Origin of the sequence: Rhizobium sp. CRRU65 (assembly GCF_048551595.1) — a bacterium.
GTDB lineage: Bacteria > Pseudomonadota > Alphaproteobacteria > Rhizobiales > Rhizobiaceae > Rhizobium > Rhizobium leguminosarum_J.
The window spans coordinates 34,521-50,646 of sequence record NZ_JBLYZH010000025.1 but is presented as its reverse complement, the minus strand read 5'-3'; the positions used below and the strand labels follow the sequence as shown (position 1 = coordinate 50,646).

The following is a 16,126-nucleotide window of genomic DNA, read 5'->3' as shown; positions in this document are numbered from 1 at the left end:
CCGAGATGATCCTCACCCTCGCAGGCGTTAGAAAATCCTATTCCACTGCGGAGAGCCCGATTGAAATCCTGAAGGGCGTCGATCTGGAAGTCGCTGCGGGCGAAAGTGTTGCTCTAACCGGAGAGTCTGGCAGTGGCAAAAGCACATTGCTGCATCTGGCAGGCGGGCTCGACCGTGCAGACAGCGGCTCGGTCGTGATGGATGGCAGCGATCTGGGGCTATTTGCTGAAAGCGAACGGGCCCGATACAGGAGAACGAAGGTCGGCCTCGTTTTTCAACAGTTTAACCTCATCCCATCACTGAGCGTCGCAGCCAACATCTCGTTCCACGCCAAGCTTGCAAACCGGTACGATCACGCTTGGGAAAGGCAGTTGATCGAGGAATTGGGGTTGGAAGAATACACCGCCCGATATCCCGAGCAACTTTCCGGAGGCCAACAGCAGCGCGTTGCAATCGGGCGAACCTTGGCTGCTCGACCTCCTCTCGTCCTTGCGGACGAGCCAACGGGCAACCTGGATGAGCAAACAGGCGATGCCGTCCTCGATCTGATGCTCAACCTGGCCCGGACGGTGGGATCGGCTCTGCTTCTCGTCACCCACTCCACGAGGCTTGCAGCGCGTCTGGACCGAACAGTGGTCCTTCGCGGTGGGAAGATTGCAGAATGAACTTCGTCGCATTCGCAGCCCTGCTGTCACACTGGCGTCGGAGACCTCTCCAGCTTCTGACGCTGGTCATGGGGATTGCGCTGGCGACGGCTCTCTGGTCCGGCGTTCAGGCTATCAACGCCGAGGCGAGGGCGAGCTATGCGCGGGCGGCTTCGGTTCTGGAGCAAGGCAACCTCCGGGAGATCGTCGCCAAGGACGGTGACGGCATAGCGAGCGAGGTCTATGGCAGCCTGCGTCGAGCGGGTCTGAATGTTTCGCCCGTGATCGAGGGCAACTACCGCTTCGGAAGCACAAGAATAAGATTGGTTGGTATCGAACCTCTGACGATGCCAAGGGACACCCGGAACCAGACCGTCGCCAGCAGTCTAGACCTATCCGGCTTCTTTTCAGCCAGTGGACAGTTGCTTGTGTCGAGCGCGACTGCCGAGCGGCTCCGTGGCAGTACCGACATGAGCGTCAAAATCGATGGCAAAGTTCCCGACGGTGCTGCCTTCGTCGACATATCGGTCGCCGACAGGTTGCTCGACAAGCACGGGAAGATCGACCGCCTGGTGGTCGCGGCCGATCAAAGGATCACCGCGGAAGCAATCGATCAGGCGGGATTGACGATCCGCGAACCGGGTGAACAACCAGACGTCGCTCGCCTCACAGACAGCTTCCACCTCAACCTTACGGCTTTCGGCTTCCTTTCGTTCATCGTCGGGCTCTTCATCGTGTATTCGGCCACGGGCCTGACCTTCGAACAGCGTCGAGGCACTTTTCGTACACTTAGATCTCTTGGTGTCTCGCTTCGAGCATTGATCACGGTGCTCTTGATCGAGCTTTCGATGCTGGCGCTGATATCGGGCTTGATCGGCGTCATGCTCGGCTACGTCATAGCATGGCTCCTGATGCCGGGTGTCGCCGCGACCCTCAGGGGCCTCTACGGTGCCAATGTGTCAGGCTCGCTATCCATTCGGCCGGAGTGGTGGTTGGCTGGACTGGCGATTGCTCTCGGAGGAACCGCTGTCTCGTCTGCCCAGAGCCTGTGGCGGGTATGGAAGCTGCCGATTTTAGCTGCCGCCCAGCCGCGAGCATGGGCAAGAGAGTCGGCCAGATCGCTTGCCTTTCAAGCGGGAACGGGCGGAGTTCTGCTGATCTTGGCTGCTATCCTGGCGATAGCTGCGTCCGGGCTGGTGGCGGGTTTTGCGACACTTGGCTGCCTGCTTCTTGGAACAGCTCTGGTGCTACCTGGACTTCTTGCGGTCATCCTGACCAAAGCGCAGCATTTGGCACGAACCGTCCTCATGGAATGGTTCTGGGCCGACACCCGCATACAGCTTCCCGGCTTGTCGCTGGCTTTGATGGCTCTGCTGCTGGCATTGTCGGCAAACATCGGTGTCGGCACGATGGTATCGAGCTTCCGGCTGACTTTCATCGGATGGCTGGATCAACGCCTGGCCGCCGAGCTTTACGTCACTGCCAAGGATGAGGAGGAAGCTGCGCGTCTCCGCGTCTGGCTTCCACCACGCTCAAGGGCGGTCTTGCCCATCTGGAGCGTCGACGCCGAGGTGCTTGGCGAACAGACCCAGATCTTTGGCGTTGCGGACGATTCGACCTACCGGGAGCAGTGGCCGTTGATCGCTTCCGAAAACGACGTTTGGGCAAGGATCGCCGCCGGGCAGGGTGCTCTGATCAACGAACAGATGTGGCGTCGCGGCAAAGCCAAGATCGGCCAACCGTTGGTCATGCCTGGAGGCTGGAGCGCAACTGTGGTCGGCGTGTACTCGGACTATGGAAATCCGAATGGGCAAGTGATAGTCGGGGTCAAAACGCTCGTCGATCATTACCGCGATGTCCCGAAACTTCGCTACGGTGTCCGAGTTGCTCCCGAGCAAGCCCAAGATCTCAAGCGTCGGCTGGTCGAGGAGTTTGGCCTTCCGGATACCGCGATCGTTGACCAGGCCTCACTTAAGCGGCAATCGAGAGCCATCTTCGATCAGACGTTCAAGGTGACCGGCGCGTTGAACGTCCTCACCCTTGCTGTGGCAGGATTTGCCATGTTCTCAAGTCTCCTGACGCTGTCTGGTATTCGGCTTCCGCAACTCGCGCCAGTATGGGCAATGGGTGTACGGCGACGGGATCTGGCGCTCTACGAAGTTGCCCGGACACTTGCACTCTGGCTGGCGACATTTATGGCTGCGATCCCGGTTGGTCTTACCCTGGCGTGGGTCCTGCTTGCGATCGTGAACGTGGAGGCTTTTGGTTGGCGATTGCCAATGATGGTGTTTCCAATGGACTGGTTTTGGCTGGGAGCAATCGCTCTTGCTGCTGCATTGCTGTCGGTGCTGGTGCCGGTTCGGCGTCTGGCCTCGATCAATCCTGCGGACCTGCTGGGGATTTTCGCCAATGAACGGTAGAAAGTCGGCATCTGTCCTGATAGCGGCGGCTATGATCTGCGCGAGCGGTCAGGCATTTGCGCAAGGCTTCGCCGGATTGGGATCGGATGCGCAAGGTTTTGCGATCCCGGAGCGGGGTTCTGTTCTTTCTTTCCCCACCGATCATGGCGCTCATCCTGATTATCGCATTGAGTGGTGGTATGTGACCGCCAATCTCAAAGACGAGGATGGCAGGCAATATGGAGCGCAGTGGACGCTGTTTCGCTCTGCGCTGGCTCCGGGAGACAAGGCAGGTTTCGCGGATCCGCAGATCTGGGCTGGGCACGCGGCGATCACCACCCAAGGTCATCAGTACGTCGCCGAGCGCTTGGGGCGGGGAGGCGTCGGGCAGGCAGGCGTTGCCGCAAGACCATTTCGGGCTTGGATCGACGACTGGCGGTTGGAGGGTAGCGAGCGAACCGGCTCGGACGCCTTTGGCAACCTTTCAGTCTCTGCGGGCGGGCTGGACTTCAGCTACACCTTAGACCTCAAGGCCGACGGCCCGCTCGTTCTTCAGGGGGAAAACGGCTTTTCCGTGAAGTCGGCGAACGGGCAGGCGAGCTACTATTACTCGCAGCCTTTCTATGAGGTGGCGGGAACGATCATGACATCCGGAGCGCCGGTTAAGGTCACTGGCAAAGCCTGGCTGGATCGGGAGTGGTCGTCGCAGCCGCTTGCGTCCAATCAGACGGGGTGGGATTGGTTCTCACTGCATCTGAATTCCGGCGACAAGCTGATGGCTTTTCGCCTTCGTGATGACAAGGACGGGTTTATCTCCGCGAACTGGATATCGGCGGATGGACGAACGACACTTTTGTCGAAAGACGACGTCCAACTGGAGCCGACGCGGAAGGCAACGGTCGATGGGCGCCGGATGCCGGTTGAGTGGCGCATACGCGTGCCGAGTAAGTCACTTGATATTACGACGAAACCGCTGAACGAGCAGTCCTGGATGGCGACCTCTACGCCTTATTGGGAGGGGCCGATCAACTTCACAGGCTCCACGTCGGGTGTCGGATATCTTGAAATGACCGGCTATTAGCTGCTACGTCTCACACGTAGGTAACAGCTCCTACGTCGAACGGTGCGAACCGGCGGAAATCGCCCGGACCCGGGCAGTGCGTTGGAACTATGAAACTGTTTGGTACGTTTTCCGGCCCGCCAAAAGGAGCTTTAACGACATGAACATGGCCTCGAAGATTGTGAAATCCCTTGTTGCTCTGTCCGTCGGCGGCTTGCTTGCGGAAGCTCGCGCGGCTCGCGGCTATTCGCTGGATGACGTTGCAGAAACCACTGGTCTGACTGTGGCCGAAGTGACAGCTCTGGAGAACGACACGGATTTCGACGCGTCAAGGATACGAAGGACCGCGGCCGCTCTAGGGGTTTTAGACAAGATTTGAGACGTGCGTCGCGCACTACACAGCTTTTTCACGGCAGCGTCTTATCTGTTGACCCGCAGAGACTGTGTCTCCGATTTAGCAGAACCCGTTCAACTTGAGGATTTTATGGGCGTCGATTGCCGCTTGGAGCTCAGCTTCCGAGTTTCGATCTCCTCGGTTGGCGTCTGGATGATGTAGCTTGAGCATCTGCTTATAGCGGCGCCTGATCTCCTCGGGCGCCGCGTCCTGCAAAAGGCCGAGCGTTTCGAAGGCTTTCGCTTCCAATACCTTGAGCTTACGTCGCTGGAGATCAGCTTTCGTTGCTTGATGTTGGGCAGCACTCTTGCGTGCATTAAGGGCTTTTGCCGTGCCCGAGCGGACGGTCGAAGGAAGCGGCATCTCTGTCGCATGATCAACGCGGGTACCCCACGTCTTACGGGCGCCGCTTGCTGCCTCACTCTGATAGCGGGCGGTCACCGGATCGGACAGATTGCTCGCGAAATTATATCCCTTATTGTATTCTCTCGCATGTTGCGGGCAGAACAGCAGGTACAAACCCTCCGCATCTCGCCCAACGGGCGCACGATTGGTGCCGCCGCTTTCGCAACCGTCCCACTGGCATTTCGACTGGGAAGGCTCGGTGGGAAGAGCTGATTTTTTGCCCGTTGGCCTCAGGCCGACGAAAATTTTCGAATCAAACGTCATCGCGCGTTATAGGGCGGTTTTCATCGAACCGGCAAGCTGCCACGCGGTCGGTCGGCCCGGCTATAATCTCCTAATCCGGTCAAATTGGGCAATGCTGCGGCTGCCCTTCGAGCAATCGTGGTGATCATCAACAGGGCGCAAATAGGAAACTGGTAAATCATCTCGTTCGATTTCACGCGGGCAACTCAGTCCAATTGGGGAGGTTTTCAGTCATCCTTTAGCTGCGAAACCTGCGACCCTTAAATGGCTGGCAGAGCATACCTCTAGCCCCATTCGCGATCGTGCCCATGAAACAGTGACGACAGAGAATTTAGGCAATCGGCCTTCCAAGGCTTGATCATCAACGCGCGTGGATCTAATGAGGCGCGTTAGCGATCCTAGGAGTTTTAGAATGCAGGTTCTGGTACGTGACAACAACGTTGAGCAAGCGCTCCGTTTTTTGAAAAAGAAGTTGCAGCGCGAGGGCGTATTCCGGGAGGCCCGACTTCGGGAGCGTTTTGAAAAGCCCTCCGAAAAACGTGCTCGTGAGAAGGCCGAGGGCATCAGGCGTGTCCGTAAACTCGCTCGCAAAAAGCTTGAGCGGGAAAGCGGTATTTCGGCCCCCAAGAAAGTAAGAGCTTCTGGTCGCTAAAGGGGATCGAATGACGGATGTTCTGTCCGTCGGGGATAGGACTTCTTGTGTCCGAGACATTCCTTTCCCACTCGCCGTACCGAGTTGAAACTGATCGAAAGCATCGACGCCCCTGGCGCCCTTTTATCAAGCGGGGTGTGCAACCCGACACGGCGGCTGATTGCAGAACAGCTCGCCGCGCTTCAGGGGCCGATCCAGAGGATAGCGCCGTCAGCCAATCTGAAAGTTGCGAGGCGCTTTAGTAGACCTTTGCCGTGTCCGAACTTCCGGTGCCGGCGGCATTTGCCTTTTGAAAATCGGACAACAGGCGCGAGGCGCCGTTCGCCAGCAGGCTGACATCGTTTCCAATGGCGACGAAACTGGCGCCGAGTTCCAGGTAGCGCTTGGCCAGCGCCTGATCGGCGGTCAGGATACCCGCGGCCTTGCCGTGCGCCTGGATACGGATCAGCGCCGCTTCCACCGCCTGCTGCACCTCGACATCGCCGGGCCTGCCGAGATGGCCCATGTCGGCGGCAAGATCGGCTGGTCCGATAAAAACGCCGTCGATGCCGTCGGTGGTGGCGATGTCATCGAGTGCTGCCAGTCCGGCGCGACTTTCGATCTGCAGCAGCAGGCAAATCTCCTCATTGGCCGTCTGCAGGTAATCGGGCATGCGATTGAACGCCGAGGCGCGGGCGAGGGCGGCGCCCACCCCACGCATACCATGCGGCGGATAACGCACAGCGCGCACCATCGCCTTCGCCTGATCGCCGCTCTCGACCATTGGCACCAACACGGTTTGCGCGCCGATATCGAGGATCTGCTTTAAGAGCCAGGCCTCGCCGATCGGCGCCCGTATGATCGGATGGCTCGGCGAACCCTTGAGCGCCTGCAATTGCGCCATCATCAGAGGGATATCGTTCGGCGCATGCTCGCCGTCGATCAACAGCCAATCATAGCCCGCATCACCCAGTATTTCAGCCGTATAGGGATTGGCGAGCGCGAGCCACAGTCCGATCTGCGGACGCTTCTCCATCAAGGCCCCTTTGAAGGTGTTTTTTGGCGCCGGCATGGGCATCCCTCCTATGCGAAATAGCTGCTGACGGTGCCGTAGGATCCGAAATCGGCAACGATCGTATCGTTGTGGCGTGCTTCGATCGGGCGAATGAAGGAGCCGGCAAGGACGATCTGGCCCGCCTCGATGCCATCACCATATTCAGCCAACCGATTGGCAAGCCAGGCAACGCCGCGCGCCGGCTGGTTGAGCACTCCGGCACCAAGACCGGTTTCCTCGACCTCGGCGTTGCGACTGACAATTGCGCCCATCCAGCGCATGTCGACAGTGTCGGGTCGCGCCATGCGCCCGCCGAGCACGATACCGGCATTGGCCGCATTGTCGGAAATCGTGTCGACGATGGTGCGAGCCTTCTTTGTTCCGGGATCGACCCTGAGGATGCGCGTATCGAGGATTTCCAGGGCTGGGGTGATATAGTCCGTGGCGTTCAGCACGTCGAACACGGTGACGCCGGGGCCTTTCAGCGGAGCCTTCATGATGAAGGCGATCTCAGCCTCGATCCGCGGCTGGATGAAGCGGTCGGCAGGGACCGTCGCGCCGTCCTCGAACAGCATGTCATCGAACAGCACGCCGGAATCCGGCGTGTCGATGTTCAAGGCATATTGCATCGCCTTTGAGGTCAGCCCGATTTTCCACCCGATCACTTTGCGCCCGGCAGCGATCTTCTTCGTGACCCAGGCCGACTGCACGGCATAGGCGTCGTCCATGGTCATATGCGGATATTTGAGCGACAGAAGCCCCGTCTGTTCGCGCGTCCGCTCGGCGATGTCGAGACGCTCTGCCGCCTGCCTGATCTCATCTGAAGTCAGCATCTCACACCTCGTCAGCGATCGCGTTGCGCAAGATGCCGATACCATCGGCCTCGACCTCGACGACATCGCCGGGCTTCAGCCAGATCGGCGGATCGAAGCGGGCACCCGCGCCGGTTGGCGTGCCGGTGACGATCACATCGCCGGGAACCAGCGTAGTGAAGGTCGAGATGTAGTTGATGATCTTGCGGAAGGAAAAGATCATCCGGCTGGTGCGGTCGCTCTGGCGGACTTCGCCGTTGACGCGGGTTTCGAGCCTGATGTCGGCGATCTGTGCCTCGTGCGTGAACGGGATCAGCCAGGGGCCAATCGAGCCGGTGCGGTCGAAATTCTTACCCTGGGTGACGTTGAACTTGGCATGGCGGACCCAGTCGCGGATTGTGCCTTCATTGCAGAGCGACAGCGCCGCGATGTGGGACAATGCTTCAGCCTCGGGAATGCGCCGGCCGCCCTTGCCGATGACGATGACGATTTCGCCTTCATAGTCGAGCTCCGGGCTTTCCGGCGGTCGGATCAGCGGCTGATCGTGGCCGGTAAACGAGCGCGGGAAGCGGATGAACAGGGAGGGATTGGAAGGCGCGGCCTGCCCATCCTTGTATTCCTCGTTGCGGTCGGGGAAGTTTACGCCGACGCAGATGATCTTCTCCGGGCCGGGAACAGGGATTTCATAACGGATGTCCGACACGGGAAAATCGGGCTCCAAGCTCGCCGCTTCCTCAGCGAGCTTCAGCAGCACGCCGTCGGCTATCACCTCGCGCAGCGTTGGCCACTTCGTGCCGTGGCGGGCGGAAAGGTCAATAATTCCATCTCCCGCAAGAAGGCCGTATCCACTGTGGCCGTTGCGGGTAAAGCTGACAAACTTCGGGTGCGACATCGCTTTTCTTCCTGTTCAGTTCAGCCGATGCCGCCGAGGCAGACATATTTGACTTCGGTGAATTCCTCGATGCCGTATTTCGAGCCCTCGCGGCCGAGACCCGACAGTTTGACGCCGCCAAACGGCGCTTCTGCCGTTGAGATCAGCCCGGTGTTGACGCCGACCATGCCGTATTCCAGTGCCTCGGCCACGCGAAATACCCGAGCCAGATCCTTGGCGTAGAAGTAGGAGGCAAGGCCGAACTCGGTATCGTTCGCCTGCTCGATGACGTCGGCCTCGTCCTTGAAGCGGAACAGCGGCGCCAGCGGCCCGAAGGTTTCTTCGCGCGCCACCGCCATGTCCTTGGTGACATCGCCCAGGATGGTCGCTTCGAAGAAGGTGCCGCCAAGCGCATGTGGCTTGCCACCCTGCAGGATACGCGCACCCTTGCCCAAGGCATCGGCGATATGCTCCTCGACCTTGGCAAGGGCCGCCTTGTCGATCAGCGGTCCGAGGATGACGCCTTCGTCAAAGCCGTTGCCGGTTTTCAGCCGGCCGACGGCCGCCACCAGCTTCGCAGCGAAGGCGTCATAGACGCCGTCCTGCACGTAAATGCGGTTGGCGCAAACACAGGTCTGGCCGTTGTTGCGGTATTTGGCAATCAGCGCGCCTTCGACCGCAGCATCGAGATCGGCATCGTCAAAGACAATAAACGGCGCATTGCCGCCGAGTTCCAGACCGAGTTTCTTGATGGTCGGGGCGCTCTGCTTGTAAAGCTCGGTGCCGATTTCGGTGGAGCCGGTGAATGTCAGCTTGCGCACGACCGGGTTCGAGGTCATTTCGGCGCCGATCGCCGCGGCCGAGCCGGTGATGACGCTGAAAAGGCCCTTTGGCAGGCCGGCGCGTTCGGCGAGAACCGCAATGGCGATCGCCGAAAACGGTGTCTGAGAGGCCGGCTTCAAGACCAGGGCGCAGCCGGCGGCGAAAGCCGGGCCCGCCTTGCGGGTGATCATCGCGTTCGGGAAGTTCCACGGCGTGATCGCCGCGACGACGCCGATCGGCTGCTTCATCACCATGATGCGCTTGTCGGGCTGGTGGCCGGGGATCAAGTCGCCATAGATGCGACGACCCTCCTCGGCGAACCATTCGATGAAGCTTGCGCCATAGACGATCTCGCCAGTCGCCTCGGCCAGCGGCTTGCCCTGTTCGAGCGTCAGGATGCGGCCGAGGTCTTCCTTGTTCTCGATCATCAGATCGAACCACTTGCGAAGGACGGCGCAGCGGTCCTTCGCGGTGCGGGCAGCCCAACTCTTCTGCGCCAGGCGGGCGGCCTCGATGGCCGTCCTGGTCTCGGCGGCACCAAGCTTTGGCACGAGACCGATGATCTCACCGGTCGCCGGGTTGTTCACCTCGATCGCGTTTTTCGGATCCGCCTCGATCCACATCTCGCCGACAAGCGCTGCTTGGCGGAATAGCGAAGGGTCTTTCAGAAGCATTGTGTTGGTCCTGTCTTTTGAGTCTAGCCAGCGTTCGGCATTCTCGCCGCGACTTCGGAAATGACGTCAAAGGCGGTGTCAACGTCACTTTCCGTCATCTCGAACTGACCCGCCTGAAAGCGGATCGCTACCCGACCGTCCACCCGGGTTTGGGTCAGATAGATGCGACCGTCGTCATTGATCGCGTTCACCAAAGCAAGGTTATGGGCGTCGAGATCTTTTGCGCCAAGGTGACGAAATGAAAACAGTGAGAAGGCTGGCTCGGTGACGATCTCGAAATTGTCGCCAGCACGTAGGCGTTTGCAGAGTTTTGCAGACCAACCCACGTGGTTGCGGATCATTGTTCTCAGGCCGTCCAGTCCGTGAAACCGCAGTAAAAACCATAACTTCAGAGCCCGGAAGCGGCGGCCGAGCGGGACCGTCCATTCCGAATAGTTGATGATGCCGTCGCGACCGTGGGTTTTCAGATATTCCGGCTGAATGGCAAGCGTGCGCACGAGGTCGGCTGGATTTCGAATGAAATGGGCCGAACAATCGAACTGCGCGCCCAGCCATTTGTGCGGGTTGAAGACCACGGAATCTGCCTCTTCGACACCCGCCCACAAATGGCGGAATTCTTCGCAGATCATCGCCGATCCTGCCCATGCCGCATCGACATGGACACAGAGGCCGTGTCGATGAGCGATCCGCACCACATCGGCAATGTTGTCGCAGGCACCGGTGCTGGTGCCGCCCGTGCAGGCGATGATGCCGGCCGGCACATACCCGGCCTCCGTGTCCTTTACGATTGCCGCTTCCAAAGCGTCGCAGTCCATGCCCCGCAATGCGCCGCGAGCGGGAATACGCACGAGATTATTCTCGCCGATGCCGGATACCCAGATCGCCCGGTCTATGGACGTGTGCACCTGATCAGAAGAATAAATGCGTAGTTGCGGATTTCCGCTAAGGCCCGCCTTGTTACCATTCCAGTCGAGGGCGCGTTCGCGCATGACGAGCACCGCCGAAAGCGTGGCAGAGGAGGCAGAGTCCTGAATGACGCCGGCAAAACCCTCCGGCAGTCCGATCGCCTGCCGCAGCCAATCGAGAACTCTTGTCTCGAGCTCGGTCGCTGCCGGAGAGGTTTGCCAGAGCATGCATTGCGCCGCCATTGCCGTCACAAGATATTCCGCAACGACCGACACGGGCGCCGCGTTGGCAGGAAAATAAGCAAAAAAGCGCGGATGTTGCCAATGCGTCATCCCTGGCAGGATGATATTTTCGAAATCGGCGAAGATGGCGTCCATGTCTTCGCCGGTTTGCGGTGGCTGCATCGGCAACCGCGCGGCGATCTCACCGGGGGCGGTCTGCGCACGCACAGGCCTGTCACGAAGAGATGCCCTGTAGGCGACGCCCCAGTCCGCGGCCTTGCGCGACCATTCGGCAAAATCTGTCCCGTTCATTGATCGCTCCGCTAGGACCAATTTACACGTCTGAGCGCGGCTTTGGCCGCGATCAGAACAAATGAGTATTCTGCCTGCCGGTCAGGGCGCGACGATCGGCTGGGCCTTGAGGATCGAATCTACCACACGGGCGCCAGCAAACAGGCTTCCTTCCTCGAACCAGGATTTCGGCGCCGGAGCACCCCATAGCGTCTGGCGCTGCGGATCCTTGAGATCCCATTTGATCGGTTCCAGGTCGGGATCAACCGTCTGATAATCCGAGCAGTAGATCTCGATGCGGTGGCCATCGGGATCGCGGATGTAGAGGAAGAAGGCATTGGAAATGCCGTGCCGGCCCGGTCCGCGCTCGATATTGGGCAGCCAACCGGTGGTCGCCATCAAATCCAGCAGGTCGATGATATTGAGCGGCGTCGGAACCCAGAACGCGGTGTGATGCAACCGCGGGCCGCGACCATTGGTAAACGCAATGTCGTGGACGCCACCCTTGCGGTGCGTCCATGCAGCCCAGAGCTTGCCGGTCTCCTCGTCGGCGGTGTATTCCGTCACCCGGAAGCCGATCTCATTGTAGAAGGCGACGCTTTCGTCGACATTCGGTGAGAAGCAGTTGAAGTGATCGATGCGGAGCGGTTTCACGCCTCTGTAGAGGGCATATTTCTGGTGGATCGGCGGCAGGCGATCCATCTTGGAATAAAATTCCAACGGAATGCCGTGCGGATCGCGCGTGCGGAACGTGCGCGACTGGTAGGGCCGCTCGACCCATTCGACCGGCAGGTCCTTGCCCTTGAAGAAATGCTCCGCCTTATTGAGGTCCTCGTCGGAGAACACCTTGAAGCCGAGATCGCGTGCTTCGGCGGCGGCTTCTTTCTTCAGGACGATGCAGTGATGCCCTCGTTCCTCGAGCGCACGCAGATAGATCGTGTCTGCCGTCTCGTCGGTCACCTGCAAGCCGAGAGTATCGACGTAGAAGGCGCGCGATTTCGCAAGGTCGGTCACGGCAAGCTCGACATGGCTGAGGCGCACGATGTTGAAAGCCGGATAAAGATTGGGTGTGGGCAGGGGCATGGGGTTCTCCTCCAAATTCAATAGGGTGTCCGGTGCACTCAGCCGCCGAGTTTCTGGATCGCATGCGCCTTGGTGGCGAAAGCAACGTTCTTGGTCTCCATGTAGAAATCGAAGGACCAATCGCCGCCGTCACGGCCGATGCCGGAATTCTTGACGCCGCCGAAAGGGGTCGGCAGGTGGCGCACATTTTCCGAGTTCACCCAGATCATTCCGGCGTCCAGCGCATCGGTGAAGCGGAAAGCGCGGGTGACGTCCGAGGTCCAGAGGTAGCCGGTGAGGCCGTATTGCACATCGTTGGCAAGCGCCAGCGCATCGGCCTCGTCCTTGAAGGAGATCGCGGTCAGAACCGGTCCGAAGATTTCTTCCTGCGCGATACGCATTTGGTTGTTGGCGCCGGTGAAGAGGGTGGGGGATACGTAACATCCGCCACCCGGCCCATCGAATTTCTCACCGCCAGCGGCAAGCGTGGCACCGTCCTCTTTGCCGATCGTGATATATTCCAGCACCTTCTTTTCATGGACGGGGTGGATCAGCGGACCGACCACAGTTTCTGGATCAAGGGGGTGGCCGACCTTGATGCGCTTGGCCTTCTCGGCGACCATCGCCGTGAAGCGGTCGTAGATGTTTTCCTCCACCAGCAAGCGGGAAGACGAGGTGCAGCGCTCGCCATTCAGCGAATAGATCATGAAGACGGCAGCATCGGCGGCACGTTCAAGATCGGCATCGGCAAAAACGATGACGGGATTCTTGCCGCCGAGTTCGAAATGTACCCGCTTCAGCGTGTCGGCGCCTTGTTTCATGATCATCGAGCCGGTGCGGCTTTCGCCGACGAAGCCGATCGCTCTGATGGCGGGATGCTCGGTCAGCGCCTTGCCGGCGTCCTCGCCGAGGCCGTTGACGAGATTCCAGACACCCTTCGGCAAGCCCGCCTCTTCGGCAATCTCGACCAGCAGCCGTGCCGTCAGCGGTGAAAACTCCGCCGGCTTGTGGACGATGGTGCAGCCGGCAGCGAGCGCTGGTGCTATCTTCCAGGTCGACAGCATGAAGGGTGTATTCCATGGCGTAATGACGCCGACTGGTCCGATCGGTGCACGGCTGGTGAAGTTGACTTGACCATCGGCACGCAGCGTTTTGCCGTCACGGGCTTCCACGGCGCGGTCAGCGAAGAAGCGGAAGTTCTCGGCTCCGCGAAGAGCTGCCTTCGCCATGAATTTGAGCGATTGACCGGTATCCATGCATTCGACGAACGCGATCTCTTCGGAACGCGCTACGATCGCGTCGGCAATCTTATGAAGAAGTTTCTTGCGCGCGTCGCCCGACATCGCGGCCCAGGCAGGAAAGGCAGCTTTTGCGGCTTGTGCCGCCCGGTCCACATCCGCCGCCTTGCCGTGTGCCACCTTTGCCAAGACCTTCAGATCGACCGGAGAGATGATGTCGAACGTGGTGCCATCGGCTGCAGGGATTGCTTCGCCAGCGATATGGTTCAGGACGCCGTCTTTGCGAAAGCGAGCCAAATAGGCTTCGGCCTTTGCGATGTTTTCTTCCAGTGTCGACATGCTTTTCTCCGATGTGTCCTGCTTGCGGTCAATCACTGCGGCGCTAACCGTTTGTCTTGCGCAGGCGCGGGTGGATGGCGTTTTTCTTCCAGCTCAGCGCCGGGTCGATTTCGCGGATTTCGAGGGTGAGGGCGAAGTGCGGCGTCTCGAACAGCTTGCGGAGGTGTTTCGTGACGGCGGCAAAGATCGCTTCGCCGGTCCTTCGCTTGTCCTCCTGGCTACGACCTTCGCCGATACGAAAGGACATATCGATGAAGGCGTTTTCATCGAGCAGATCGGCAATCGCATAGGCTTCGCACCGGATGGCGCGCACCCGCACGGCACCGGTCTCGAACAGACCCGTGCCGAGAATCTCGGCGTGGATCACACGGCACAGCGCGTCGAAGTCCACTTTTCCGTCGAGATTAGCCGAATAATCCATGGTGAAATGCGGCATCGTTCCTCCCCGCGCCACGACCTCAGTATATTTAACATGTTAAATATTTTGTCGGCTCTGTCAAGGGCATCGTGTCTGCCGGCCACGTTGCGCGGCTCAAGAAATTGATCCATAGAACCCTTATGACCAAACAATCCCCTGACGATAACGGCATCATGCAGGATGCCCTGCTGCCCCGCGATACGCGCCGCTCGCTGCCGATTGCGTTGCTTCGGGCGCGTGAAGCGGTGATGGGGCACTTCCGGCCCATGCTGGCGCTGCATGATGTGACGGAACAGCAATGGCGCGTCATTCGCATTCTGGCGGAAGCCGGAACACTGGATGCATCGGAGATGGCGGAACGGGCCTTTATTCTTGCTCCGAGCTTGACGCGGATCATTCGCTCTCTCGAGGAGCGCGGCTTCATCACCAAGAGCAAGGATGCTGAAGACGGCCGCCGGATATTGTTGCAGATCACCGCCGCAGGGCTGAAGATCATCAACGAGGTCAGTCCCGACAGCCGGACGATTTATACCGCGCTTGAGCAGCGGTTCGGCCGCGAGCGTATCGATACCTTGCTCGACATGCTCGACGAATTGGCGACGCTGAACAAATAGCACGGCCTCGCTCCTATCTGCTGGCGCCGAGGCCATCTGCCAGCGCCAGAGCGTCTGCTACATAACGCTGAAGCCGCTCTGCCGCATCCGGCGCGTCAATTCGCTGACCGATCCAGCCGATATACGTGATGCTGCGCAGAACCATGAAGAGTGGCAGGGTTTCAATGGCGCTGTCCGGCAGCGACCGCACGCCGCGGTATCCCGCGATCAAAGCTGCTTTGATGAGTTCGTAGTGCGGCTCGTCGCGATTCTTGAACAAGGCTGTGGCGATGTCGAACATTCGCCAGCCGTAGCCGGCATCGTCAAAGTCGATCAATTCGACATGATCGCCGTCTATGAGCACGTTTTCCCGAACGAGATCGGCGTGGATGAGACCATAGTCGAGATGGCGGAGTGCAGCGGTTTTCTCCCGCAGCAAAAGCCTGAGATCCGATAATTGCATCGCCTGATTCGGCGACAGTCCCGCACAATCCCAGAATCGGCCCCAAAGCGGCTGCCTGCCAAGCAAACCATTGCCGTCCCATGCCGGGCGGCGGAAGTCGGCCGGTGGTCTCCAGGCATCGGTGGCGGTGTGTAGCCGGGCCATGGCTTCGCCCAGCAAGCGGAAAATCACGGCGAGGCGCTCACTGGAATGCACGAGAAGGACGCCCGATTGGCCGAGTGGGCTGCCGGTCATCCAGCTGACGATGTCGGCGTATTGGTCACCGAACTCAGGATTTGCGGCAAGCGCAACGATTTGGCGTCCATCCGGCGTGGAAACAGGTGCCGGAACACGCAAGCCAGCCTCGCGCAGGGCTGCCATCCAGGAGAGTTCCGAAACCAAAGCAATTTCGTTGTGATAGCCGGGCCGGTGCAGCCGCAGGGCTGCAGGCTCGCCGTTCTTGAGCGTCACCCGGAACACCGCATTCTCCCGGTATTTCAGGAGTTGGGGTGTCTGGGCGCCCAGCTCCCAGCTGCCAAGGGCTTCGCATGCGCGCGCACTCAGCGCCTCCATGAAAGGGATGGATTCGTGTTCCGACATGGCCACC

Annotated in this window: 16 protein-coding genes; 6 read left to right on the top strand and 10 right to left on the bottom strand. The window is 59.7% G+C overall.

The annotated features are described in order from the left end of the window. Nucleotides 1–5: 5 nt before the first annotated feature. The 4 genes from ACM5SV_RS33935 (at nucleotide 6) to ACM5SV_RS33920 (ending at nucleotide 4,482) form a co-directional block, all read left to right on the top strand. Nucleotides 6–665, top strand: a complete 660-nt coding sequence (locus ACM5SV_RS33935) for an ABC transporter ATP-binding protein (protein ID WP_026157679.1) — start codon at nucleotides 6–8, stop codon at nucleotides 663–665. Continuing rightward, a complete protein-coding gene (locus ACM5SV_RS33930) occupies nucleotides 662–3,064 on the top strand; it encodes an ABC transporter permease (RefSeq protein WP_128450389.1) in 2,403 nt (800 codons plus the stop codon). Before ACM5SV_RS33935 ends, ACM5SV_RS33930 begins: the two co-directional genes overlap by 4 nt. Then, nucleotides 3,054–4,124 (top strand): lipocalin-like domain-containing protein, encoded by a 1,071-nt coding sequence (locus tag ACM5SV_RS33925; RefSeq protein WP_128450390.1) that lies wholly within the window; start codon nucleotides 3,054–3,056, stop codon nucleotides 4,122–4,124. Before ACM5SV_RS33930 ends, ACM5SV_RS33925 begins: the two co-directional genes overlap by 11 nt. Nucleotides 4,125–4,263: 139 nt before the next feature. Beyond that, nucleotides 4,264–4,482 (top strand): helix-turn-helix domain-containing protein, encoded by a 219-nt coding sequence (locus ACM5SV_RS33920; RefSeq protein WP_128449644.1) that lies wholly within the window; start codon nucleotides 4,264–4,266, stop codon nucleotides 4,480–4,482. A 75-nt stretch (nucleotides 4,483–4,557) separates the two neighbouring features. Here the strand turns inward: ACM5SV_RS33920 and ACM5SV_RS33915 are convergent, their stop codons facing one another. Further along, on the bottom strand, nucleotides 4,558–5,166 hold the full coding sequence (locus ACM5SV_RS33915; RefSeq protein WP_419425489.1) for a J domain-containing protein: 609 nt from the start codon (nucleotides 5,164–5,166) through the stop codon (nucleotides 4,558–4,560). Between the two features lie 391 nt (nucleotides 5,167–5,557). Between ACM5SV_RS33915 and rpsU the strand changes: the two genes are divergently transcribed. After that, a complete protein-coding gene (gene rpsU, locus ACM5SV_RS33910; protein WP_113546788.1) occupies nucleotides 5,558–5,797 on the top strand; it encodes a 30S ribosomal protein S21 in 240 nt (79 codons plus the stop codon). Between the two features lie 238 nt (nucleotides 5,798–6,035). On the opposite strand, the gene hpaI is transcribed toward rpsU, so the two are convergent. The 8 genes from hpaI to ACM5SV_RS33870 form a co-directional block, all read right to left on the bottom strand. After that, nucleotides 6,036–6,848 (bottom strand): 4-hydroxy-2-oxoheptanedioate aldolase, encoded by an 813-nt coding sequence (gene hpaI, locus ACM5SV_RS33905; protein ID WP_113546789.1) that lies wholly within the window; start codon nucleotides 6,846–6,848, stop codon nucleotides 6,036–6,038. A gap of 11 nt (nucleotides 6,849–6,859) precedes the next feature. Continuing rightward, nucleotides 6,860–7,663 (bottom strand): 2-oxo-hept-4-ene-1,7-dioate hydratase, encoded by an 804-nt coding sequence (hpaH, locus tag ACM5SV_RS33900; protein WP_003554880.1) that lies wholly within the window; start codon nucleotides 7,661–7,663, stop codon nucleotides 6,860–6,862. Nucleotide 7,664: 1 nt separating this feature from the next. Then, nucleotides 7,665–8,534: a fumarylacetoacetate hydrolase family protein gene (locus ACM5SV_RS33895; protein WP_113546790.1), complete on the bottom strand. Its 870-nt coding sequence runs from the start codon at nucleotides 8,532–8,534 to the stop codon at nucleotides 7,665–7,667. Nucleotides 8,535–8,554: 20 nt separating this feature from the next. Further along, nucleotides 8,555–10,009: an NADP-dependent succinate-semialdehyde dehydrogenase gene (gene gabD / locus ACM5SV_RS33890; protein ID WP_113546791.1), complete on the bottom strand. Its 1,455-nt coding sequence runs from the start codon at nucleotides 10,007–10,009 to the stop codon at nucleotides 8,555–8,557. Nucleotides 10,010–10,032: 23 nt separating this feature from the next. Beyond that, a complete protein-coding gene (locus ACM5SV_RS33885) occupies nucleotides 10,033–11,448 on the bottom strand; it encodes a pyridoxal phosphate-dependent decarboxylase family protein (RefSeq protein WP_419425488.1) in 1,416 nt (471 codons plus the stop codon). Between the two features lie 81 nt (nucleotides 11,449–11,529). Further along, a complete protein-coding gene (hpaD, locus tag ACM5SV_RS33880; protein ID WP_222018140.1) occupies nucleotides 11,530–12,510 on the bottom strand; it encodes a 3,4-dihydroxyphenylacetate 2,3-dioxygenase in 981 nt (326 codons plus the stop codon). Nucleotides 12,511–12,548: 38 nt separating this feature from the next. Next, a complete protein-coding gene (gene hpaE, locus ACM5SV_RS33875) occupies nucleotides 12,549–14,066 on the bottom strand; it encodes a 5-carboxymethyl-2-hydroxymuconate semialdehyde dehydrogenase (protein WP_222018138.1) in 1,518 nt (505 codons plus the stop codon). Between the two features lie 43 nt (nucleotides 14,067–14,109). Next, nucleotides 14,110–14,502: a 5-carboxymethyl-2-hydroxymuconate Delta-isomerase gene (locus ACM5SV_RS33870; protein ID WP_128449638.1), complete on the bottom strand. Its 393-nt coding sequence runs from the start codon at nucleotides 14,500–14,502 to the stop codon at nucleotides 14,110–14,112. A gap of 122 nt (nucleotides 14,503–14,624) precedes the next feature. Between ACM5SV_RS33870 and hpaR the strand changes: the two genes are divergently transcribed. Beyond that, on the top strand, nucleotides 14,625–15,098 hold the full coding sequence (gene hpaR / locus ACM5SV_RS33865; RefSeq protein WP_130677057.1) for a homoprotocatechuate degradation operon regulator HpaR: 474 nt from the start codon (nucleotides 14,625–14,627) through the stop codon (nucleotides 15,096–15,098). A gap of 13 nt (nucleotides 15,099–15,111) precedes the next feature. Here the strand turns inward: hpaR and ACM5SV_RS33860 are convergent, their stop codons facing one another. Then, a complete protein-coding gene (locus tag ACM5SV_RS33860; RefSeq protein WP_222018136.1) occupies nucleotides 15,112–16,119 on the bottom strand; it encodes a phosphotransferase enzyme family protein in 1,008 nt (335 codons plus the stop codon). Nucleotides 16,120–16,126: the final 7 nt, after the last annotated feature.